Genomic DNA, 20,995 nt, shown 5'->3' with positions numbered 1-20,995 from the left:
AGCTACCGCTAGCGTGCGGGGGCATGAGCGCTCAAGATTCCGTTGCCCACCCCCGATTCGCCGAGGCGCTGCGCGCACTCGGGCTCGACGTGGAGGTACGCCGCTTCCCGGACGCGACCAGGACCGCCGCCGAGGCGGCCGCCGCCATCGGCTGCGACATCAGCGAGATCGTCAAGTCGCTGGTCTTCGAGGCGGACGGCGTCCCGGTGATCGTCCTGATGGACGGCTCGTCGCGGGTGGACGTGGAGCGCGTACGGCTTGAGCTGGGCGCGGAGAAGGTGAAGCGGGCCGGGGCGGAGCTCGTACGGGAGACGACGGGGTACGCGATCGGGGGCGTCCCGCCCTTCGGGCATGTGCGCCTCCCCCAAGCTCTGAAGGAGCAGGGAGGGACCCCCATCCGCGTCCTCGCCGACCGCGCGCTGCTCGACCACGACGTGGTCTGGGCGGCGGCGGGCACGCCCCACACGGTCTTCCCGCTCGACCCGAAGACGCTGATCGGGCACGCGGGCGGGACCCTTGTCGACGTCCGCGAGCGTACGGCGTGACGCTGACCGTCGCGCTGGCCGTCCTGCTCGCCGCCGTCACCCACGCGTCCTGGAACGCGATGGCGCACACGATCAAGGACCAGCTGGTCGCGTTCACGCTGATAGGCGGCGGGGGGACGGTGATCGGCGCGGTGCTCGCGCTGTTCACGCCGCTGCCCGCGTCGGGCGCCTGGCCCTACCTCGTCACCTCCGCCCTGCTGCACATCGCCTACCAGGTCCTGCTGATGCGGTCGTTCAGCCTGGGCGACTTCGGGCAGATGTATCCGATCGCGCGGGGCACGGCGCCGCTGGTGGTGACCGTGCTGGCGGTGCTGTTCGTCGGCGAGAGCCTGAACGCGTGGCAGGCCGCGGGGGTGGCGGTCGCCTCGGCGGGCCTGGTCGGGGTCGCCCTGTGGGGCATCCGGGGGTCGGGGGCGCGGCCGCACTGGCCCGCGCTGGTCGCGGCGGGGGCGACGGGGCTGTCGATCGCGGCCTACACGGTGGTGGACGGGGTGGGCGTCCGCGCCTCCCACACGCCCCTCGGCTACATCGCGTGGCTGATGATTCTGGAGGGGCTGCTGATCCCGTTGTACGCGCTGTACCGGCGGCGGGGTGAGCTGGTGGCTCAGCTCCGGCCGTACGCGGTGCGGGGCCTTTTGGGCGCGGCCCTCTCGATGGCGGCGTACGGCCTGGTCCTGTGGGCCCAGACGCGGGCTCCTCTGGCCCCCGTGGCCGCGCTGCGGGAGTCGAGCATCATCGTGGGGGCGGCTATCGGGACGCTGTTCTTGAAGGAGCGGTTCGGGGGGCCGCGGATTGTTGCGGCGGGGGTGTTGGTGGTGGGGATCGGGCTGATGCTGCGGGCGGGTTGACCGGCGGTTTTTGCCCCACCCCGCCCCTTCCCGAAAGTCCTCTGGCGGACGGCCGGGTGCTTCTTCTGCAGACCGTGCTGGGTTGCTCGCGCAGTTCCCCGCGCCCCTAAAAGGCTCGGCTTCGCCATCGCCGGCGGCCGTACCCCCTCAGGGGCGCGGGGAACTGCGGGACCAGCCACATGCGGCCCGCAGACGAACCGGGATCCCAGGGGCGAAGCCCCCGGCCGCCCGCCAGAGGGCCTTCGGGAAGGGGTGGGGTGGGGGAAGAATCCAGTTGCCCGCCGCGTTCAATGGTCCGGACGCGTAGCCAAGATCGTGGGAGCGGGCGTGAGTGACGTGCAGGGGTCCGTGGACCCGGGGTACGAGGCGGTCAGGGACGCCTTCGTGCGTAACTTCACCCACCTCGGGGACCGCGGCGCCGCCGTCGCCGTCTATCGGGAAGGGAAGAAAGTCGTCGACCTTTGGGGCGGTACGAAAGACGTCGACGGACAGGCCCCCTGGGCTGTCGACACCGCCCAGATCCTCCGCTCCGCCACCAAGGGCATAGCCACCGCCGTCCCCCTCCTCCTCCACCAGCGAGGCCAGCTGGACCTGGACGCCCCAGTAGCCACGTACTGGCCCGAGTTCAAGGCGAAGGGCAAGGAGCGCACCCTCGTCCGCCACCTCCTCTCGCACCGCGCCGCCGTCCCCGCCCTCGACCGGCCGCTCACCCCCGCCGAGGCCGCCGACGGCGAGTCGGGCCCGGCCGCGGTCGCCGCGCAGGCGCCGTTCTGGGAGCCGGGGACGGAGCACGGGTACCACGCCCAGACCTTCGGCTGGCTGCTCGGCGAGCTGGTGCGCCGCGTCAGCGGCCGCACCCTCGGCCGCTGGGTCGCCGAGGAGATCGCCCGGCCGCTGGGGGCCGACCTCTGGATCGGGATGCCGCAGGAGGAGACCGGACGGGTGGGGCGCGTGGGGAAGGTGGAGGCGCCCCGCCTCCCCGGCGCCATCACCCTGCGTCCCAAGCGCGCCGTCTCGGCCGCCTACGACGACCCCGACTCCCTCACCCGCCGCGCCTTCGGCGCCATCGACCCGCTCCCGGACCAGAACGACCCCGCCTACCGCGCCGCCGAACTCCCCGCCGCCGGCGGCATATCCACCGCCCGCGGCCTCGCCCGGTTCTACGCGGCCACCATCGGCGAGGTGGACGGGCGCCGACTGTTCGCCCCGGCCACGGTCGCCCTCGCCCGTACCGAGGAGTCGGCGGGCCCGGACCGCGTCCTGGTCGTCAACACCCGCTTCGGCCTCGGCTACATGCTGCACGGCCCGGCGTCCCCGCTCCTGGGCCCCGGCTCCTTCGGGCACCCGGGCAGCGGCGGCTCGCTCGGCTTCGCCGACCCGGAGTCGGGCATCGCCTTCGGCTACGTCACCAACGGCCACCAGAAGGGCGTCACCGCCGACCCGCGTGCCCAGGCCCTGGTCCGCGCGGTCCGGGAAGCGATCGGACAGTAAGGACTGCGCCTTCCGTAAGGACTACGCCTTCGCCGCCGCTGCCCTCGGGTCGAAGCCGAACGGCAGCTCCAGGCGGTGCGTCCGCATCAGTTCCTCGTCCGCCAGGACGTCCGCCGTCTTGCCGTCCGCCGCGATCGTCCCCCCGCTGAGGATCACCGACCGGCCGCACAGCTCCAGCGCGTACGGCAGGTCGTGCGTGACCATCAGCACGGTGACGTCCAACGCCCGCAGGATGTCGGCCAGTTCGCGCCGGGACGCCGGGTCCAGGTTCGACGACGGCTCGTCCAGGACCAGGATCTCCGGCTCCATCGCGAGCACGGTCGCCACCGCGACCCGGCGGCGCTGGCCGAACGAGAGGTGGTGCGGGGGCCGGTCCGCGTACTCCGCCATCCCGACCCGCTCCAGCGCCTTGTGCACCCGCGCCTCCAGCTCCGCCCCGCGCATCCCCGACGCGGCCGGGCCGAACGCCACGTCCTCGCGGACCGTGGGCATGAAGAGCTGGTCGTCGGGGTCCTGGAAGACGATGCCGACCCGGCGCCGGATCTCGGCCAAGTTCCGCTTCTCGACGGGGAGCCCGGCCACCTTCACCGAGCCCGCGCCGCCCGTCAGGATGCCGTTGAGGTGCAGGACCAGGGTGGTCTTGCCCGCGCCGTTGGGGCCGAGCAGCGCGACCCGCTCACCGCGCCCCACCGTCAGGTCGATGCCGAACAGGGCCTGGTGGCCGTCCGGGTAGGCGAAGGCGAGCCCGCTCACCTCAAGGGAGGCGGGGGCAGCGGAAGAAGTCATCGACGTAGTCACAGAGTCCACCCCAACAGACAGATCACGAGAGCCGACGCGGGGAGCACCGCCGCGTAACGCCATTGCGCACCGGTCGCCGTCACATCGTCGATGACCGGCATCGAACCCGCGTAACCACGGCTGACCATGGCCAGATGTACGCGCTCACCGCGCTCGTACGAGCGGATGAAGAGCGCGCCCGCCGACTTGGCGAGGACGCTCCAGGCCTTCAGGCCCTTCGCCTCGAAGCCGCGCGAGCGGCGGGCGATCGACATCCGGCGCATCTCGTCCGTGATCACGTCACCGTAGCGGATCATGAACGACGCGATCTGGACCAGGAGCGACGGGAGCTTGAGCCGCTGGAGGCCGAGGAGCAGGGCCCGCAGGTCCGTGGTGGACGCCAGGATCACCGAGGCGGCGACCCCGAGCGTGCCCTTGGCCAGCACGTTCCACGCGCCCCACAGACCGTTCTTGCTCAGCGCCAGGCCGAGCACGTGCACTTGGTCGCCCGGCACCACGAACGGCATCAGGACCGCGAACGCCACGAACGGGACCTCGATCAGCAGGCGCTTGAGCAGGAAGCCCGCCGGGATCCTGGCCGCGCCCGCCACCACGGCGATCAGCACCGCGTACAGGCCGAAGGCCCAGACCGCCTCGCGCGGGGTCGAGACGACCACGATCACGAAGAGGAAGACGGCCGCGATCTTGCAGTGCGGGGGCAGGTCGTGGACGGGCGAGGCGGCCTGGCGGTAGAGCTTGTGCGCGTGGCCCGCGCCCATGTCAGACCTTCTCCGTCTGGGGCACCGCGGTGGGCGTGGCGTCGGCCGCGCTGCCCTTGCGGCGGCGCACGGCCCAGAAGATCCCGCTGCCGACGCCGACCGTCACGGCGACGCCGATCATGCCCGCGAGGCCGGTGGCGACCCGGTCGTTGCCGATGTCCTTCACCGAGTAGCCCGCGAGCGGCGAGTCCTCGGTGGCGTGCTTCTTCTCCTGGGTGTCGATGCCCTTGTCGTGGGCGACCTTCTCCAGGCCGTCGGGCGAGGCGGACGCGTAGAAGGAGAAGAATCCCGCCAGCAGCAGGGCGGCGACGATGAAGGTGGCGCGGACCTTGTGCGTGGAGCGGGCTGCGGCGGGTACGGGCTCAGGAGCGGGGGCGTCGACCAGTTCGCCGCCCACGCGCAGCTTCAGCGGGGCGTGCAGTCCACGGGCCCCGTGGACGAGGTCGGGCCGTACGGCGATGACCGCGCCCACGGTGAGCGCGGTGATCGCGGCCTCGCCGATGCCGATCAGGATGTGCACGCCGACCATCGCGGTGAGCACCTTGCCGAGGGGGACGTCGGTGGTGCCGCCGGCCGCGTAGATCGCGGTGAAGGCGAGGGCGGCGGCCGGGACGGAGAGGAGGGCGGCGACGAAGGTGGCCGCGGTGATGGAGCTCCGCCTGCGGGGCAGCACCTTCACCAGGCCCCGGAAGACGGTGTACGCCACGACCGTCGTCACGATCGCCATGTCGGTGATGTTGACGCCGAGCGCGGTCAGGCCGCCGTCGGCGAAGAGGATGCCCTGCATGAGGAGCACGACCGAGACACAGAGGACGCCGGTGTACGGCCCGACGAGTATCGCGGCGAGCGCCCCGCCGAGCAGATGGCCGCTCGTGCCGGCCGCCACGGGGAAGTTCAGCATCTGCACGGCGAAGATGAAGGCCGCGACCAGACCCGCGAGCGGGGCCGTCTTCTCGTCGAGTTCACGTCGGGCCCCGCGCAGGCTGACCGCGATGGCGGCGGCCGCGCCGACTCCGGCTATCGCGGAGACGGGGGCGTTGATGAATCCGTCCGGGACATGCATGGGTGGTCTCCGCTGGGGCCGGGATGGCTGGAAGTGTTCGAAGGAACCGCTCGATGATAGTCGTGCACCTGCGAAGGGGTCGCAAGAGCGCATCAGTGAGATTTACCAACCCTTCTCACGCCCGGCGCGCCCCTCGAAATATGCGACATTTAATGACAGAGAGCATGAAAAGCTGCGCAGTGTGAGTGTGAGGAGCGACTGATGTCCCCCGCCGTCGAGGAACACGCCCGCGCGAGGATCGTCTCCGACGCCCCGCACCACCGCCCCGTTCCGGTCGCCCTGCGCTACGACCCCGCCGAGGATCCGCTGACCGTGCGCTTCGAGTTCCCAGGTGGCAACGAGTGGGTCTTCCCCCGCACGCTCCTGGAGGCCGGGCTGCGCGGCCCCACCCGGCGCGGCGACGTCTCGGTCTGGCCGTGCGGCCGGGCCCAGACCGTCCTGGAGTTCCACTCCCCGGACGGCGTCGCGGTGGTCCAGTTCGACAGCTCGCCCCTGGTCCGCTTTCTGCGGCATACGTACAGCGTGACGCCCGCGCCGAGCGGACGGGCCTGAGCACCCCGGCGTAGCCGGACGTACGCAGTGAAAGAGCCGGCCCCTACGCGTGATGCGTAGGGGCCGGCTCATTGCCGCACGGTCCCGTCCCCACAGGCCGTGGGCGTCACGGGTGACGGGTCAGACGCGCGCGAGCTCGCGGTCGTCGTCGCCGTCGGACGCCTTCGCCGCGTGGGCCTTCAGGCCCTCGCCCTCGACGTCGACGTTGGGCAGGATCCGCTCCAGCCAGCCCGGCAGCCACCAGGCCTTCGAGCCGAGCAGCGCGAGCACCGCCGGGACGATCGCCATGCGGACCACGAAGGCGTCGAAGAAGACCGCGATCGCCAGGGCGAAGCCGATCATCTTGATCATCTGGTCGCTGGCCCCGATGAAGCCGGAGAAGACCGCGATCATGATCACCGCGGCGGCGGTGACCACCCGGGCGCCGTGCCGGAAACCGGTCACGATCGCCTGGCCGGGACGCTCGCCGTGGACGAACGCCTCGCGCATCCGGGTGACGAGGAAGACCTCGTAGTCCATCGCCAGGCCGAAGACCACACCGACCATGAAGATCGGCATCATCGACATGATCGGGCCGGGGTTCTCCACCCCGAACAGCCCGCCGAGCCAGCCCCACTGGAAGACCGCGACGACCGCGCCGAGGGCGGCGACCACCGAGAGCAGGAAGCCGAGGGCCGCCTTCAGCGGAACCAGGATCGAGCGGAAGACCACCATCAGGAGCAGGAAGGCCAGGCCCACCACGAGCGCCAGATAGGGCAGCAGGGCGTCGTTCATGCGCTGCGAGAAGTCGATGTTCATCGCGGTCGCACCGGTGACCAGGACCTCGGCCTTGGTCTCGGACTTGATGTCCTTGCCCGCGTCCCGGATCGAGTGGACCAGGTCCTCGGTGTCCTTGGAGGACGGCTTGGACTTCGGCACGACCGTGATGGTCGCGGTGTCGCCCTCCTTGTTGAGGGCGGGCGCCATGACCTCGGCGACGTCCGGCAGCTTCTTGATGGTGTCGGAGGTGCGGTCGGCCGCGGCCTTGGCACCGCCGGCCTTGGCGCCGTCCACGACGATCATCAGCGGGCCGTTGAAGCCCGGGCCGAAGCCGTCGGAGAGGGTGTCGTAGGCGCGGCGCTGGGTCGTCGACGTCGGCTGCGAGCCGTCGTCGGGCAGGCCCATCTCCAGGGAGGCGGCCGGGACGGCGACGGCGCCGAGCCCGATCACACCGGCGAGCAGCACCCAGATCGGCTTGCGCAGCACGAAGCTGGACCAGCGGGTGCCCATGTTCGGCTTGGCCTCGGTGGCGGCCTCGGCCGTGCCGGCCTCCATCTTCTTGCGGGTGCGGCGGCCGAAGACGCGCTTGCCCGTGAAGCCGAGCACCGCCGGGATCAGGGTGAGCGCGATCAGGACGGCGATCACGACCGTACCGGCCGCGGCCACGCCCATCTTGGTGAGCATCGGGATGTTGACGACCGCGAGGCCGCACAGCGCGATGACGACGGTGAGACCGGCGAAGACGACGGCGGAACCGGCGGTTCCGACGGCCCGGCCGATCGCTTCCTCGCGGTCCCGGCCCTCGCGGAGCTCGGCCCGGTAGCGCGAGACGATGAAGAGCGCGTAGTCGATGCCGACCGCGAGGCCGATCATCGAGGCCAGCGTCGAGGTGGTGTTGCCGAGGTCCAGGACGTTGGCGAGCGCGGTGATGGTCGAGACGCCGATGCCGACGCCGATGATGGCGGTGACCAGCGGGAGCCCGGCCGCGATCAGCGAGCCGAAGGTGATCATCAGCACGATGCCGGCGATCACCACACCGATGATCTCGCCGGAGCCCGTCTCGGGCTTGGCCTGGAGCGCGTCACCGCCGATCTCGACGGTGAGCCCGGCCTTCTGCGCGGCCTTGCCGGAGTCCTCCAGCGACTTGCGGTCGCTGTCCTCCAGGGCCATGCCGTTGACCTTGTACTTCACGGATATGTACGCGGTCGAGCCGTCCTTGGAGACGGCGTTCGCCTGGTACGGGTCGGTCACCGAGGCGACCTGCTTCGAGCCCTTGGGCAGCTCGGCGACGACCTTGTCGACCTCGGCCTTCTCGGCCGCGTCGTTCATGGACTTGCCGGCCGGGGCCTTGAAGACGATACGGGCGGTGGCGCCGTCGGCGCTGCCCCCCGGGAAGCGCTGCTCCAGCAGGTCGAAGGCCTTCTGGGCCTCGGTGCCGGGCATCGAGAAGGAGCTGGCGGAAGGAGTGGAGGCGGACGCGGCGCCGAATCCGGCGAGGAACAGCAGCGCCACCCACACCAGGGCGACATAGCGGCGGCGCCTGAAGGCGAACCTGCCGAGTCGGTAGAGGAACGTGGCCACGAGGGCGTACTCCCGGTCGGGTCGATGGAAACAGGGCGTGGATAACCAGCCCGACGACGAGAGCGGCGTACGTCAGGTGGGGCAGGTTGGTGGGGAGCTAGACGGGGTCGCCGAGGGCGGGGAGGACCACGGCGTCGATGTAGTTTCCGAGGAAGGCCTTGTCCACCGGCTTGTCCTCGACGAGCTGCCGGGCGACGAAGGCGCCGACCAGCATATGTACGACGTAGGGGAGCGCGGGACAGTCCGCGCGGACCTCGCCGCGTTCCACCGCGCGCCGCAGCACCTGGTCGAGGCCGGTGATCTCCGGCTCGATCAGCACTTCGCGCAGCGCCTGGTGGAGGTCCGGGTTGTCGTGGACGGCGCGCATCAGGCCCCGCATCAGCGCGGAGTCCTTCTCCAGCTTGCAGTCGTCCTCAAGACCGACCAGCTCGTGGAAGTCGCGGCGCAGCGAGCCGGTGTCGATCTCGTGGAGACCGACCGGCTTGTTGTGCCGCAGCGCCCGCGCGACCAGCTCCGGCTTGTTCCCCCACTGACGGTAGAGGGTGGCCTTGCTGGAGCGGGTACGGGCGGCGACGGCGTCCATCGTCAGGGCGTCGTAGCCGACCTCGCGCAGCAGGTCGAGGACCGACTCGTACAGCTCTGCCTCACGTTCGGCCGTGAGCCTGCTCGCCATGTCTCGACCTCCCATCCGAACGAAACGGTTTCGTACTCATCAGAAGATATCGCTCCCGCCGAGCGAAACGAAACCGTTTCGCTTGTGTTCTGCGCCACAACTGTCAAGCCTCCATAAGTTGCCGCACCCCCGTCGCGCGGAAAGCATTGACGAGTGAGCGACGCACGCGAGGACGACCAGCAGCCGGCGCCTGTGACCGAGGGCGCATACCTCCGCTTCCCGCATCTGCACGACGACTTGATCTGCTTCGCCGCCGAGGACGACCTGTGGGTCGCGCCCCTGGTCCCGGCCGGCCACAGCCCCTCGCGGGCCTGGCGGGTCACCGTCGACCGCACCAAGGTCAGCCACCCCCGGTTCTCCCCCGACGGCCAGCAGATCGCGTACACGACCTGGCGCAGCCTGGACCCGGAGATCCATCTGGCCCCCGTCGGCGGCGGCCCGGCCCGGCGGCTGACCTACTGGGGCTCGACCGACACCCGGGTCTGCGGCTGGACCCCCGACGGCCACATCCTGGCCGTCTCCTCGCACGGCCAGCCCTTCTCGTACTTCTCCTGGTCCTACAGCGTCCCCACCGACGGCTCCCCCGGCGGGCGGCTGCCCTGGGGCCCGGTCTCGGACATCGCGGTCACCGACCTCGACGGCGAGCGCCGCACCCTGCTGCTCACCGGCAAGCCGCCGCACGAGCCCGCCGCCTGGAAGCGCTACCGGGGCGGCGCCATGGGCCGGCTGTGGCTGCACGGCGAACGGCTGCTCCCGGACATCGGCGGCCACCTCGACTCGGTGATGTTCGTGGCGGACCGCATCGCGTTCCTCTCCGACCACGAGGGGGTGGGCAACCTCTACTCCTGTCTGCCCGACGGCTCCGACCTGCGCCGGCACACCGACCACGACGAGTACTACGCCCGGCACGCCTCCTCGGACGGGCGCCGGGTGGTCTACCAGTGCGCGGGCGACCTGTGGATCGTCGACGCGCTCACCCCGGACTCGGCCCCGCGCCGCCTGGACGTGCGCCTGGGCGGCCCGCGCGCCGGGCGGCGTACGTACCAGGTGCCCGCGGCCAGCCATGTGGACGCGCTCTCGGTCGACACCACCGGCCGGGCCAGCGCGGTCGTGGTGCGCGGCAGCCTGTACTGGCTGACCCACCGCGACGGCCCGGCCCGCACCATCACCGACACCGCCGGGGTCCGCGTCCGGCTGCCCGAGATGCTGGGCACCGGCGGCCAGGTGGCGTACGTGACGGACGCGGACGGGGAGGACGCGGTGGAGATCGCGTACCTGCCCCGGGCCAGCGGCGACCGCGAGCCGAGAAGGCTGGCCTCCGGGGAGCTCGGGCGGGTCCAGGAACTCCTCTCCGACCCGGAGGGCGAACGCCTCGCGATCGCCTCGCACGACGGCCGACTGCTGCTGATCGACGCCACCGAGGAGTCCAACGGCGAGGTCACCGAGCTGATCCGGTCGATCAACGGCCCCGTCCGCGACCTGGCCTTCTCGCCCGACGGGGCCTGGCTGACCTGGTCCCACCCGGGCATCGGCCGCTCCCTGCGCCAGATCAAGATGGCCCGGATCTCCGGTCCCGGCGCCCGGGTCATCGTGGACGTGACCAACGGCCGCTTCGAGGACGAGAACCCGGTGTTCACCCGGGACGGCCGCTATCTCGCCTTCCTGTCCTGGCGCGGCTTCGACCCGGTCTACGACGTCCACACCGGCGACCTCTCCTTCCCGCTCGGCTGCCGCCCGTACCTCGTCCCGCTCTCCTCGGCCACCCCCTCCCCCTTCGCGCTGCTGCCCGACGGGCGTCCGGCGGCGGGCGGGCTCGACCCGATGGAGGAGAGCGGCGACGGGACGGTCACGGTCGAGGTGGAGGGCCTGGAGAGCCGGGTGACGCCGTTCCCGGTGGCGGCCTCCAAGTACTCGGCGCTCAACCCCGTCTCCGGCGGCGGCCTCGTGTGGCTGCGCTGGCCCATCTCGGGCGCGCTCGGCGAGACGTTCGCCAACCCGGCGGACACCTCGGGCCGCCCGACCCTGGAGCACTTCGACATCACCAAGGCCCGCAAGACCGAACTCGTCGACCACCTCGACTGGTTCGCGGTGAGCGGCGACGGCAGCCGTCTGGTGGTCGTCGACGAGGGCGAGCTGCGGGCCGTGCCCGCCACCGAGTCCGGCGACTCGGACTCCACGGTCTATCTGGACCTGCGCCGGATCCTGCACGAGGCCGACCCGCCCTCCGAGTGGCGCCAGGCCTACGACGAGGCGGGCCGGATCATCCGCGCGTACTTCTGGGAGCCGCAGATGTGCGGCATCGACTGGAAGGCGGTCCTCGACCAGTACCGCCCGCTGGTCGAACGGGTCGCCTCCCCCGACGAGTTCGCGGACCTGCTGCGTGAGGTCCTCGGCGAGCTGGGCACCTCGCACGCGTACGTCTCGGCCGCCCGCAGGAACGAGGGCCCGCCCCACTACCAGCGCCCCCAGGGCCTGCTCGGCGCCGACTTCGTCCACCGGGAGGAGGGCTGGATGGTCCGGCGCATCCTGCCCGGCGACTCCTCCGACTCCAAGGCCCGCTCACCGCTGGCCGGCACCGGCATCCGCGAGGGCGCGGTGCTCACCCATGTCGACGGCCGCCCGGTGGACCCGGTGACGGGCCCGTACCCGCTGCTCGCGGGCTCAGGGGGCACGACGGTCGAGCTGACCTTCCAGCCCGCCGAGGGCGAGGGCCGCTCGCGCCGGGTCGCGGTGGTCCCGCTGGTGGACGAGCGCCCGCTGCGGTACCAGGACTGGGTGGCCAAGCGCCGTGCGGTGGTACGGGAGTTGAGCGGCGAGAAGTGCGGCTATCTGCACATCCCGGACATGGGCGGCTCGGGCTGGGCCCAGTTCAACCGGGACCTGCGGCTGGAGATGTCCCGCCCGGCGCTCATCGTCGACGTGCGCGGCAACGCGGGCGGCCACATCAGCGAGCTGGTGATCGAGAAGCTCACCCGCCGGATCATCGGCTGGGACCTGACCCGCGACGCCCAGCCCGTCTCGTACGCCTCGAACGCCCCCAGGGGCCCGGTGGTCGCCCTCGCCGACGAGGCGACCTCCTCCGACGGCGACATGATCACGGCGGCGTTCCGGCTGCTGCGGCTCGGGCCGGTGGTCGGCCAGCGGACCTGGGGCGGTGTGGTCGGCATGACCGGCCGCCACACGCTGGGGGACGGCACGGTGATCACTGTGCCGATGAACGCGGCGTGGTTCGACACGTACGAGTGGTCGATCGAGAACCACGGGGTGGAGCCGGATCTGGAGATCCTGCGTACCCCGCTGGACTGGGCGGAGGGGCGCCACGCCCAGCTGGACGACGCGGTGCAGCTGGCGCTGGATCTGCTGTCGGGTACGCCCGCGGCCACGCCGCCGGGGTACGCCGACGCCCCGGACCGGCGACGGCCGGGGCTCCCGCCGCGGTGATTCGTCTGCGGCTGGGTGGGTGGCTGGTCGCGCAGTTCCCCGCGCCCCTAAAAGCCTGTGGCTGAGCTGGATTCTCCGGCTGCGGCGGACTACTTGAGGGGCGCGGGGAACTGCGCGACCAGTTGGGGACGGCCCGCAGACAAACACCGCACCCCTCAGTCCGCGCTCCCCGCCAGGCGGCGGTCCATCGCAAGGGACAGTTCCGCCTCCACCACGTGCTTGGCCAGCGGGCGGAGCCGGGCCAGGTCCTGGTCCGCCGCGTGCGCGTGGAGCAGGTCCACGAACAGGCGGGCCAGCGCGTCCGCGTGGGCGCGGACCTCGCGCCCCGCCGCCAGCACCGCCGCCAGCGGAATGCCCTCCCGCACCAGCGCGGCCGAGACGTCGAGCAGGCGGCGGCTGATGTGGACGATCTCCTCGCCGTCGACCGCGAGGTAGCCGAGGTCCAGCGCGGCCGCCAGGTTCTCCGGGGTCACCTGGCCCGCGAAGTGGTCGGCGAGGGCCTCGGGGGTGAGCCGGACCGGGGTCTCCTCCGTCGGCTCGACCAGGCCGAGCGCCTCGCCCGCGTCCCGGCCGGACTCGAACGCGGCGGTCAGATCGGCGATGCCGGAGAGCGTGTGGCCGCGTTCCAGGAGCGCCGCGATGGTGTGCAGCCGGGCCAGATGGCGCTCGTCGTACCAGGCGATGCGGCCCTCGCGGCGCGGCGGCGGGATGAGGCCGCGCTCGCGGTAGAACCGCAGCGTGCGCACGGTGATCCCGGCCTTGGCGGCCAGCTCCTCCATGCGGTACTCGCGGGGTACGGCGGGGGGTTCGCCCCCGGGCCCGCTGCCAACTCCTCCGTCTGCCACGTCCGCCAGCCTATGTTGTACCGCCAGTAACTTTCCCCGGCCGGACCCCTACCGCTCGGTATGCCGCTGCTCTACCCTCCCAACTGTGCCAGTGATTACTGGCAGAGTTCCGCGTCAGAGAGACTCTCCGCACAGACGTCCTGCATGGAGGCGGTGGCATGGTCCAGCACGAGCGCGAGCCCGAGCACGTACGGGTGGCGGTGATCGGGTCCGGATTCGGCGGGCTCGGGGCCGCGGTCCGGCTGCGGCGGGAGGGCATCACCGACTTCGTCGTCCTGGAGCGGGCCGACTCGGTCGGCGGGACCTGGCGGGACAACAGCTATCCGGGGTGCGCCTGCGACGTACCGTCCCATCTGTACTCGTTCTCCTTCGCGCCCAACCCGGACTGGCCGCGCACGTTCTCCGGGCAGGAGCACATCCGGGCCTATCTGGAGCACGTCGCCGACACCTTCCGGCTGCGCTCGCACATCCGCTTCGACCACGAAGTGACGTTGATGCGGTGGGACACGGAGCAGTTGTACTGGGTCGTGGAGTGCGCCAACGGGGCCGTCCTGCACGCCGACGTCGTCGTCTCGGCGACCGGACCGCTCTCCGACCCCAAGATGCCCGAGATCCCCGGCCTGGACTCCTTCCCCGGCAAGGTCTTCCACTCCGCCCGCTGGGACCACGACTACGACCTGCGCGGCAAGCGCGTCGCCATGATCGGGACCGGCGCCTCCGCGATCCAGATCGTCCCGGCCATCCAGCCGGAGGTCCGCACCCTCACGCTCTTCCAGCGCACCCCGCCCTGGGTGATGCCGCGCGTGGACCGGGCGATCACCGCGCCCGAGCGCTGGCTGCACCGCCAGCTGCCGTTCACCGGGGCCGCGCGCCGCGGACTGCTGTGGGGCATCCGGGAGTTGCAGGTCAGCGCGTTCACCAAGCGCCCGGGCGAGCTGGGCCTGGTCGAGTCGCTGGCCAAGCGGAACATGGCCCGGGCCATCAAGGACCCGGCCCTGCGCGCCAAGCTGACGCCGGACTACCGCATCGGCTGCAAGCGGATCCTGCTGTCGAGCGAGTACTACCCGACGCTCGCCAAGCCCAATGTGGACCTCGTCGCCTCCGGGCTCAGCGAGGTGCGCGGCTCCACGCTGGTGGCGGCCGACGGGACCGAGACCGAGGTCGACGCGATCATCTTCGGCACCGGCTTCCACGTCACCGACATGCCGATCGCGGACCGCGTGGTCGGCGCGGACGGGCGCACCCTGGCGGAGACGTGGAAGGGCGGCATGGAGTCGCTGCGCGGCGCCACCGCCGCCGGGTTCCCCAACTGGATGACGATCATCGGGCCCAACACCGGCCTCGGGAACTCCTCGATGATCCTGATGATCGAGTCGCAGCTCAGCTATATGGCCGACTACCTGCGGCAGTTGAACGTCCTCGGCGGCCGCGTCGCCCTCGCCGCCCGCCCGTCCGCCGTCGGCGCCTGGAACCGCCGCGTCCAGGAGCGCATGAAGCGGACCGTGTGGAACACCGGCGGCTGCACCAGCTGGTACCTGGACGCCAGCGGGCGCAACACCACCATCTGGCCCGGCACGACCGGCGAGTTCCGCAAGGCGACCCGCGCGGTCGACCTCGGGGAGTACGAGGTGGTCCGCGCCCGGCCCGCCGAGCCCGCCCCGGCGGCGGTCAAGCCCCGCAAGGGACGCAAGGCGTCCGGCGCCCCCGAGGCGGTGGCCTCGTGAGCCGTACCGGCACCCCGCGCCGCCCCGCACACGTCACCTCGGGCCCCTTCGCCCCGCCCGCCCCCGCCCGTACGCTCACCGCGGTCTCCGCCGACGGCGCCCGGCTGCACGTCGAGGTGCACGGGCCCGAGGGCGCCCCGGCGGTCGTCCTGGCGCACGGCTGGACCTGCTCGACCGCCTTCTGGGCCGCGCAGATACGCGCCCTGGCGGAGGACCACCGGGTCGTCGTCTACGACCAGCGCGGCCACGGCCGTACGCCCGCGAGCGCCGACTGCTCCGCCGACGCGCTCGCCGACGACCTGGAGGCGGTGCTGGCGGCGACGCTCGCGCCCGACGAGAAGGCGGTGCTCGCCGGGCACTCCATGGGCGGCATGACGCTGATGGCCGCCGCCCGGCGCCCCGGGCTGCGCGCACACGCGGCGGCGGTACTGCTCTGCTCCACCGGCAGCTCCCAGTTGGTCGCCGAGTCGCTGGTGGTGCCGCTGCGGCCGGGCCGGCTGCGCACCCGGCTCACCGCGGCCGTCCTCGGCTCGAAGGCCCCGCTCGGGCCGGTCACGCCGGTGGGCAAGAAGGTCCTGCGGTACGCGACGATGGGCCCGGGCGCCTCGCCGGACCGCGTCGAGGCGTGCGCCAGGATCGTGCACGGCTGCGCCCGGGGCCCCCGGTACGCCTGGTCGCGGGTGCTGGCCGAGCTGGAGATCGACGCCCTGGTACGGGAGTTGAGGGTGCCCACCGCCGTGGTGGCGGGAACGGCCGACCGGCTCACCCCGCCGGTGCACGCCCGACGGATCGCGGCGGCGCTGCCGGTCTGCGTCGGCCTCACCGAGCTGACGGGCGTCGGGCACATGACGCCGGTGGAGGCCCCCGAAGTCGTCACGGAACGCATCCGTGAACTGGTTCGTACGTACGTGGCAGTCGAGGAGGACGTGGCATGAGCAGGGTGAGCCTGGAGGGGCAGGTCGCGGTCGTCACGGGCGCGGCCCGGGGCGTCGGCGAGCTGCTGGCGCGCAAGCTGTCGGCGCGCGGCGCCAAGGTGGCCCTGGTCGGCCTGGAGCCGGACGAGCTGAAGCGGGTGGCGGCGCGGCTGCACACCGAGGCCGAGTCATGGTTCGCGGACGTCACCGACCACGAGGCGATGGCGCGGGTCGCGCAGGAGGTGAAGGAGCGGTTCGGCAAGGTCGACATCGTGGTCGCCAACGCGGGCGTCGCCTCCGGCGGCCCGTTCGTGGACTCCGCCCCGGACGCCTGGCGGCGGGTCATCGAGGTCAACCTGATCGGCGGCGCGGTCACGGCCCGCGCCTTCCTGCCCGTACTGATGGAGAGCCGCGGCTACTTCCTCCAGATCGCCTCGCTCGCCGCGATCACCCCGGCGCCGATGATGACCGCGTACTGCGCGTCCAAGTCGGGCGTGGAGGCCTTCGCGCACAGCCTGCGGGCCGAGGTGGGCTACAAGGGCGTACGGGTCGGGGTCGGGTACCTGTCCTGGACCGACACGGACATGGTGCGCGGCGCGGACCAGGACGAGGTGATGCGCGAGCTGCGCCAGCGGCTGCCGTGGCCGTCCAACCGCACCTATCCGCTGGGCCCGGCCGTCGACCGGATCGTGGCGGGCGTCGAGCGCCGCTCCTCGCACGTGTACGCGCAGTGGTGGCTGCGCGGGATGCAGTCGGTGCGCGGCTATCTGCCGGGGCTCATCGGGGCCGTGGGCCAACGCGAGATGCGGCGCTTCGAGCCCCGGCTCGCGGGGGTCGGGCGGGGGCTCGTGGGTGCGGGCGGGGCCGCCGACGAGCAGGAACGCACGCTCCGTGACCTTCCGTAACTGATCGAAATGCGTCCTATGTCCGCCCGTGCCACGCTGGTCGAGGCCCGGAGGAGCCGCGGGATCGGCCCCGGCACCCGGCCCCCCACACCCCCTCATCAGGAGTGAACTCGATGGGCATCAAGGACCAGTTCCAGGACAAGGCGAACCAGGCCCAGCAGCAGGCCAAGCAGGCGATGAGCTCGAAGAAGGGCCAGCGGCAGGACCGCGAGCAGCAGGCCCAGGACGAGGCGCAGCGCATGCAGCAGGAGGCACAGGACAAGTTCGACATGGACTACGACGCCTGACGCTCCGCCGCACGCACGAAGTGGCGCACCCCGGGCCCGGGGTGCGCCACTTCCGCGTTGGTACCGAAGGCCCTAGAGCCCGTACGCCACCGTCACCGGCGCGTGGTCGCTCCACCGCTCCTCGTGCGAGGCGGCCCGCTCCACGTACCCCTTGACCGCGCGCGCCGCGAGGCCCGGCGTGGCCAGCTGGTAGTCGATGCGCCAGCCCGAGTCGTTGTCGAAGGCGCGCCCGCGGTAGGACCACCACGAGTACGGGCCCTCCTCCTCGGGGTGCAGCTCGCGCACCACGTCCACGTAACCGCCGTCGGCGGCGTCGAGGACGCGGGAGAGCCACTCGCGCTCCTCCGGCAGGAAGCCCGCGTTCTTCTTGTTGCCCCGCCAGTTCTTGAGGTCGGCCTCGCGGTGGGCGATGTTCCAGTCGCCGCAGACGACGACCTCGCGCCCGTCGGCCGCGGCCCGCGCCCGGAGCTCCTTCAGATACGGCAGGAACTCGCCCATGAACCGGTACTTCTCGTCCTGCTTCTCGGTCCCGGCCTCGCCGGACGGCAGGTAGAGGCTGGCGACGGTGACGCCGGGCAGGTCGGCCTCCACGTACCGCCCGCTGCCGTCGAACTCCGCGCTGCCGAAGCCGACCCGGACCCGCTCGGGCTCGCGGCGGGTGTAGAGCGAGACCCCGGCCCGGCCCTTGGCCGCGGCGGGCGCGTGCACGACGTGCCACCCCTCGGGCTCGCGCACCTCGGCGGTGAGCTGCTGCGGCTCGGCCCGTACCTCCTGGAGGCAGACGACGTCGGCGTCCGTCCCGGCCAGCCACGGAAGGAAGCCCTTCTTGGCGGCGGCGCGGAGCCCGTTTACATTCACAGTGGTAACAGTGAGCACCGGGGCACCATACCGACCCGGTCCCCGTGATCGCCTGCATAGAAGTACTCTAGGACGCATGAATATACGTACACGGGGGTATGACCACCCGGACGCCGTGAAGCTCGACGACCAGGTCCAGCTCGAATACATCGAGCGCTATACGGACGAGGGCGACGCCACCCCGCTGGACGCCTCCATGTTCGTGCCGCCGAACGGGCTCTACCTGATCGCGTACGACGAGGACGAGCGCCCGGTCGCCACCGGCGGCTGGCGCACCCAGGACAAGAACGACCAGGGCTACTCGGACGGCGACGCCGAGCTCAAGCGCATGTACGTGATCCCTCAGGCGCGCGGCCTGGGCCTGGCCCGGCGCATCCTCGCGCTCCTGGAGGCCGACGCCCGCGCCGCGGGCCGCACCCGCATGGTCCTGGAGACCGGCGACCAGCAGCCCGAGGCGATCGCCCTCTACGCCTCCAGCGGCTACTCCCCCTGCGAGAAGTTCGGCCACTACCGCTTCCACGACAACAGCATCTGCTACGCGAAGCCCCTGGCGCCGTGACGGCCCGGGCCGGCTTGTCATGAGCCCATCTCCCACCAGCGGTTAGGCTGCTGAGCGCACGCGCACCGCACGGGGGATCTTGCATGAGCGACGACAAACTGCCCGAACCGTCCCAACTTCCGCTCTCGCCGGACGAGCTGAAGCGGCACCACTCCGAGTGGGCCGCCGGGGTCACCAAGGCGCCGCCCGCCGACAGCTATGTGGACCCGCTCACGCCGGTCTTCCCGAGTCCGGGCCCGCCGCTCACCGGCTCGCCCCTGCTCAAGCCGCCGCTCCAGGGGCCGTCCGTCCAGGGGCCCCCGCTCGGGGGGTCGCCCTTCCTCAAGCCGCCGGTGCAGGGCCCGCCCCAGAACGCGCTCCGCATCGCGCCCGGCGTCCTCACCGCGGCCGCGGGCCGCGCGGACGAGATCCACACGGCCTTCACCAAGCCCGCGGCCGCGCTGGAGGACCCGGCGCAGAAGGCGTCGGCGGCGATGGACGGCTGGGAGTCGGCCAAGGCCATCCGCACGGCCGGCACGCAGTGGGAGAAGCAGGCCGGCACCGTGGCGGGCTGGCTGGCCCGGATCTCCGAGAGCCTGCGGGTGGGAGCCCGGGACTACCGCGTGACGGACCACGCCGTGGACGAGTCGCTCCGGGGCATCGCGCCGCGCCGCTCGAAGCTGGAGGGGCTGTAATGCCGTCGTTCTACCGGGAGATCCTGGACACCGACCTCGGCCCGCTGCAGAAGCTCGCCGACCAGTGGCGCACCACGCACACGGACCTGGCCAAGCTGCCCAAGCGGGTCCACGACGACGTGCTCACCCCGCTGCGCGACAAGGGCTACTGGGAGGGCGCGGCCGCCCCGTACGCCTGGCGGATGATCGACGACGTCGAGCGGCAGATCGACGCGGCCGCCAAGGTCGCGGAGGCGGCCGTCGGCGTCCTCGACGACGCGCTCGGCGACCTCAAGGCCGTGCAGAAGGACCTGAAGGACGCCGTCCGGCGCGCCCTGGAGAGGGGCCTGTACATCGACAAGGACGGCGTCGTCTCCCCCGACATCGTCAACGGCGTCTGCAAGGTGGTCGAGAAGGGTTCGGCGGACGCGAAGGCCATCGAGGACGCCCAGCGGGAGATCGTCGACATCGTGAAGCGGGGCATCGTCGCCGACCGGAACCTGGCGTTCTCGCTCATGTCGGACGTCGGGCTCGGCGACTGGTTCAACACCGCCCCGCAGCACAAGAACATCGACACCACCAACACCATCAGCCAGGCCGACTACAACGCCTACGACCTCGCGATGCAGGGCAAGGACCCGCACCCGTTCCGCCAGAGCGACGACCCGTACTCCCTCGGCCTGGACTGGGTCACCGGCAGCGGGCCGCGCGACCGCGAGTACCACGACGGCGACCGGATGACCGAGCTGATCAAGTCCAGCGTCAGCATGGAGCAGCTGCGGGCGGACACCCTCGCCAACTGGCGCAAGGACGGCAGCGACGAGGGCACCGTCAGCTACTCCATCTCCAAGGGCGGAAAGCTCGGCGCCCTCGGAAAGCTGGTCTTCACCGACCTCCCGGCGATCGCCACCGGCGACGAGGACCACCTGGGCGAGGCCTTCGTCGGCTCGTACTCCCTCGACTACACGGTCAAGGGCCAGGACCCCGACGGCTCCCTCGTCGTCGAGTACACCCTCAAGAACAAGACCAGCAACGAATCGTTCCTCCACTACGTCGGCTACTACGACTGGCTGAAGAAGGTGAACCGCGACGACGGCGTGTTCTCCACCGTCGGCCAGCACATGACGTGGACCGAACGCATCCCGGCAGCAGGGAAGTAAGCACCGTGCCCCACCCCTCCCGACGCGCCCTCGGGGCCGTCGCCGCCCTCGTGGTCCTCGCCGCCCCGCTCACCGCGTGCGGCTCCGACGCCCTCAAGCGCTGCGTCCCGGTCGCCGCCGAGTCCGCCACCCCCGGCGAGCTCATCGGTCGTTACGAGGGCGCGCACGAGGCCGACGGGGTGCGCCTGACGCTGTCCCCGGGCGGTGCCATGACGGCGGAGAAGTGGCCCACCGGCGACTACCACCGCGCGAAGCTGGGCGACACGTTCGACGGCTCCGGCACCTGGGAGATCGAGTCGGCCACGGGGTCCCGGGACCGCGCGCTGCTGCGGCTGCACTTCACCAAGCCCGCGCTGTTCCTCCAGGGCGACACCCTCGACAAGCTCACCATCGGCACCGACGCCACCCGCACGGACCTCTACGAGGACACCGACCCCGACATCTGCCCGGACTTCCGCCTCCGCCGCCACACGCCCTGACGGACGGGCGCCTACCGGACGGGCCCGGGCGGCCGGGCCCGAACGGGCCGTCCGGGCACATGAGAAGAGCCCCTGCCGGATTTCTCCGACAGGGGCTCTTCC

20 protein-coding genes are annotated in these 20,995 nt (G+C 71.9%); 13 read left to right on the top strand and 7 right to left on the bottom strand.

Annotated features, from left to right (window positions below; all coding sequences use genetic code 11):
• The first annotated feature begins 23 nt into the window (after positions 1 to 23).
• From IE252_RS06225 to IE252_RS06215, 3 genes are all read left to right on the top strand, one after another.
• On the top strand, positions 24 to 545 hold the full coding sequence (locus IE252_RS06225; RefSeq protein ID WP_190088259.1) for a YbaK/EbsC family protein: 522 nt from the start codon (positions 24 to 26) through the stop codon (positions 543 to 545).
• Positions 542 to 1,393, top strand: a complete 852-nt coding sequence (locus tag IE252_RS06220; protein WP_190088258.1) for an EamA family transporter — start codon at positions 542 to 544, stop codon at positions 1,391 to 1,393. Before IE252_RS06225 ends, IE252_RS06220 begins: the two co-directional genes overlap by 4 nt.
• Before the next feature lie 327 nt (positions 1,394 to 1,720).
• Positions 1,721 to 2,884, top strand: a complete 1,164-nt coding sequence (locus IE252_RS06215) for a serine hydrolase domain-containing protein (protein ID WP_190088257.1) — start codon at positions 1,721 to 1,723, stop codon at positions 2,882 to 2,884.
• 21 nt (positions 2,885 to 2,905) lie between these two features.
• On the opposite strand, the gene IE252_RS06210 is transcribed toward IE252_RS06215, so the two are convergent.
• Genes IE252_RS06210 through IE252_RS06200 form a run of 3 tightly spaced genes read right to left on the bottom strand, consistent with a single transcriptional unit; the run spans position 2,906 to position 5,503 of the window.
• Positions 2,906 to 3,670, bottom strand: a complete 765-nt coding sequence (locus tag IE252_RS06210) for an energy-coupling factor ABC transporter ATP-binding protein (protein ID WP_190088256.1) — start codon at positions 3,668 to 3,670, stop codon at positions 2,906 to 2,908.
• A gap of 8 nt (positions 3,671 to 3,678) precedes the next feature.
• The gene (gene cbiQ, locus IE252_RS06205; protein ID WP_190088255.1) at positions 3,679 to 4,440 is read right to left on the bottom strand and encodes a cobalt ECF transporter T component CbiQ; all 762 of its coding nucleotides are present in this window, start codon (positions 4,438 to 4,440) and stop codon (positions 3,679 to 3,681) included.
• A gap of 1 nt (position 4,441) precedes the next feature.
• Positions 4,442 to 5,503, bottom strand: coding sequence for an energy-coupling factor ABC transporter permease (locus IE252_RS06200; protein ID WP_190088254.1), 1,062 nt, complete (start codon positions 5,501 to 5,503; stop codon positions 4,442 to 4,444).
• A gap of 201 nt (positions 5,504 to 5,704) precedes the next feature.
• Between IE252_RS06200 and IE252_RS06195 the strand changes: the two genes are divergently transcribed.
• The gene (locus IE252_RS06195; protein WP_101388707.1) at positions 5,705 to 6,055 is read left to right on the top strand and encodes an SsgA family sporulation/cell division regulator; all 351 of its coding nucleotides are present in this window, start codon (positions 5,705 to 5,707) and stop codon (positions 6,053 to 6,055) included.
• Positions 6,056 to 6,175: 120 nt separating this feature from the next.
• On the opposite strand, the gene IE252_RS06190 is transcribed toward IE252_RS06195, so the two are convergent.
• Entirely contained in the window at positions 6,176 to 8,395 is a 2,220-nt protein-coding gene (locus IE252_RS06190; protein ID WP_190088253.1) for an MMPL family transporter, read from the bottom strand.
• Between the two features lie 97 nt (positions 8,396 to 8,492).
• A complete protein-coding gene (locus IE252_RS06185; RefSeq protein WP_190088252.1) occupies positions 8,493 to 9,068 on the bottom strand; it encodes a TetR/AcrR family transcriptional regulator in 576 nt (191 codons plus the stop codon).
• A gap of 153 nt (positions 9,069 to 9,221) precedes the next feature.
• Here IE252_RS06185 and IE252_RS06180 point away from each other — a divergent pair, with 153 nt between their 5' ends.
• The gene (locus IE252_RS06180) at positions 9,222 to 12,509 is read left to right on the top strand and encodes a S41 family peptidase (protein ID WP_373298508.1); all 3,288 of its coding nucleotides are present in this window, start codon (positions 9,222 to 9,224) and stop codon (positions 12,507 to 12,509) included.
• A gap of 155 nt (positions 12,510 to 12,664) precedes the next feature.
• Here IE252_RS06180 and IE252_RS06175 read toward each other — a convergent pair whose 3' ends face one another.
• A complete protein-coding gene (locus IE252_RS06175) occupies positions 12,665 to 13,288 on the bottom strand; it encodes a MerR family transcriptional regulator (protein WP_190088422.1) in 624 nt (207 codons plus the stop codon).
• A gap of 224 nt (positions 13,289 to 13,512) precedes the next feature.
• Between IE252_RS06175 and IE252_RS06170 the strand changes: the two genes are divergently transcribed.
• The 4 genes from IE252_RS06170 to IE252_RS06155 all read left to right on the top strand — a co-directional run bounded on the left by IE252_RS06170 (position 13,513) and on the right by IE252_RS06155 (position 17,184).
• Positions 13,513 to 15,078, top strand: a complete 1,566-nt coding sequence (locus IE252_RS06170) for a flavin-containing monooxygenase (protein ID WP_190088251.1) — start codon at positions 13,513 to 13,515, stop codon at positions 15,076 to 15,078.
• Positions 15,075 to 16,013 (top strand): alpha/beta fold hydrolase, encoded by a 939-nt coding sequence (locus IE252_RS06165; RefSeq protein ID WP_190088250.1) that lies wholly within the window; start codon positions 15,075 to 15,077, stop codon positions 16,011 to 16,013. Before IE252_RS06170 ends, IE252_RS06165 begins: the two co-directional genes overlap by 4 nt.
• Entirely contained in the window at positions 16,010 to 16,897 is an 888-nt protein-coding gene (locus IE252_RS06160; RefSeq protein WP_190088249.1) for an SDR family oxidoreductase, read from the top strand. The genes IE252_RS06165 and IE252_RS06160 overlap by 4 nt, the downstream gene beginning before the upstream one ends.
• Positions 16,898 to 17,010: 113 nt before the next feature.
• On the top strand, positions 17,011 to 17,184 hold the full coding sequence (locus tag IE252_RS06155; RefSeq protein ID WP_190088248.1) for a hypothetical protein: 174 nt from the start codon (positions 17,011 to 17,013) through the stop codon (positions 17,182 to 17,184).
• A 72-nt stretch (positions 17,185 to 17,256) separates the two neighbouring features.
• On the opposite strand, the gene IE252_RS06150 is transcribed toward IE252_RS06155, so the two are convergent.
• A complete protein-coding gene (locus IE252_RS06150; RefSeq protein ID WP_229848020.1) occupies positions 17,257 to 18,060 on the bottom strand; it encodes an exodeoxyribonuclease III in 804 nt (267 codons plus the stop codon).
• 58 nt (positions 18,061 to 18,118) lie between these two features.
• On the opposite strand from IE252_RS06150, the gene IE252_RS06145 reads away from it, so the two are divergent.
• The 4 genes from IE252_RS06145 (at position 18,119) to IE252_RS06130 (ending at position 20,893) form a co-directional block, all read left to right on the top strand.
• Positions 18,119 to 18,601, top strand: a complete 483-nt coding sequence (locus tag IE252_RS06145) for a GNAT family N-acetyltransferase (protein WP_190088246.1) — start codon at positions 18,119 to 18,121, stop codon at positions 18,599 to 18,601.
• Between the two features lie 83 nt (positions 18,602 to 18,684).
• A complete protein-coding gene (locus IE252_RS06140; protein WP_190088245.1) occupies positions 18,685 to 19,275 on the top strand; it encodes a WXG100 family type VII secretion target in 591 nt (196 codons plus the stop codon).
• A complete protein-coding gene (locus IE252_RS06135; RefSeq protein ID WP_190088244.1) occupies positions 19,275 to 20,414 on the top strand; it encodes a hypothetical protein in 1,140 nt (379 codons plus the stop codon). The genes IE252_RS06140 and IE252_RS06135 overlap by 1 nt, the downstream gene beginning before the upstream one ends.
• A gap of 5 nt (positions 20,415 to 20,419) precedes the next feature.
• Positions 20,420 to 20,893 (top strand): hypothetical protein, encoded by a 474-nt coding sequence (locus IE252_RS06130; protein ID WP_190088243.1) that lies wholly within the window; start codon positions 20,420 to 20,422, stop codon positions 20,891 to 20,893.
• Positions 20,894 to 20,995: the final 102 nt, after the last annotated feature.

It is taken from the genome of Streptomyces melanogenes (assembly GCF_014649795.1).
GTDB classification, from domain to species: domain Bacteria; phylum Actinomycetota; class Actinomycetes; order Streptomycetales; family Streptomycetaceae; genus Streptomyces; species Streptomyces noboritoensis.
Note: the sequence above shows the minus strand (reverse complement) of the source record. Positions and strands in the feature narration are given on the sequence as shown.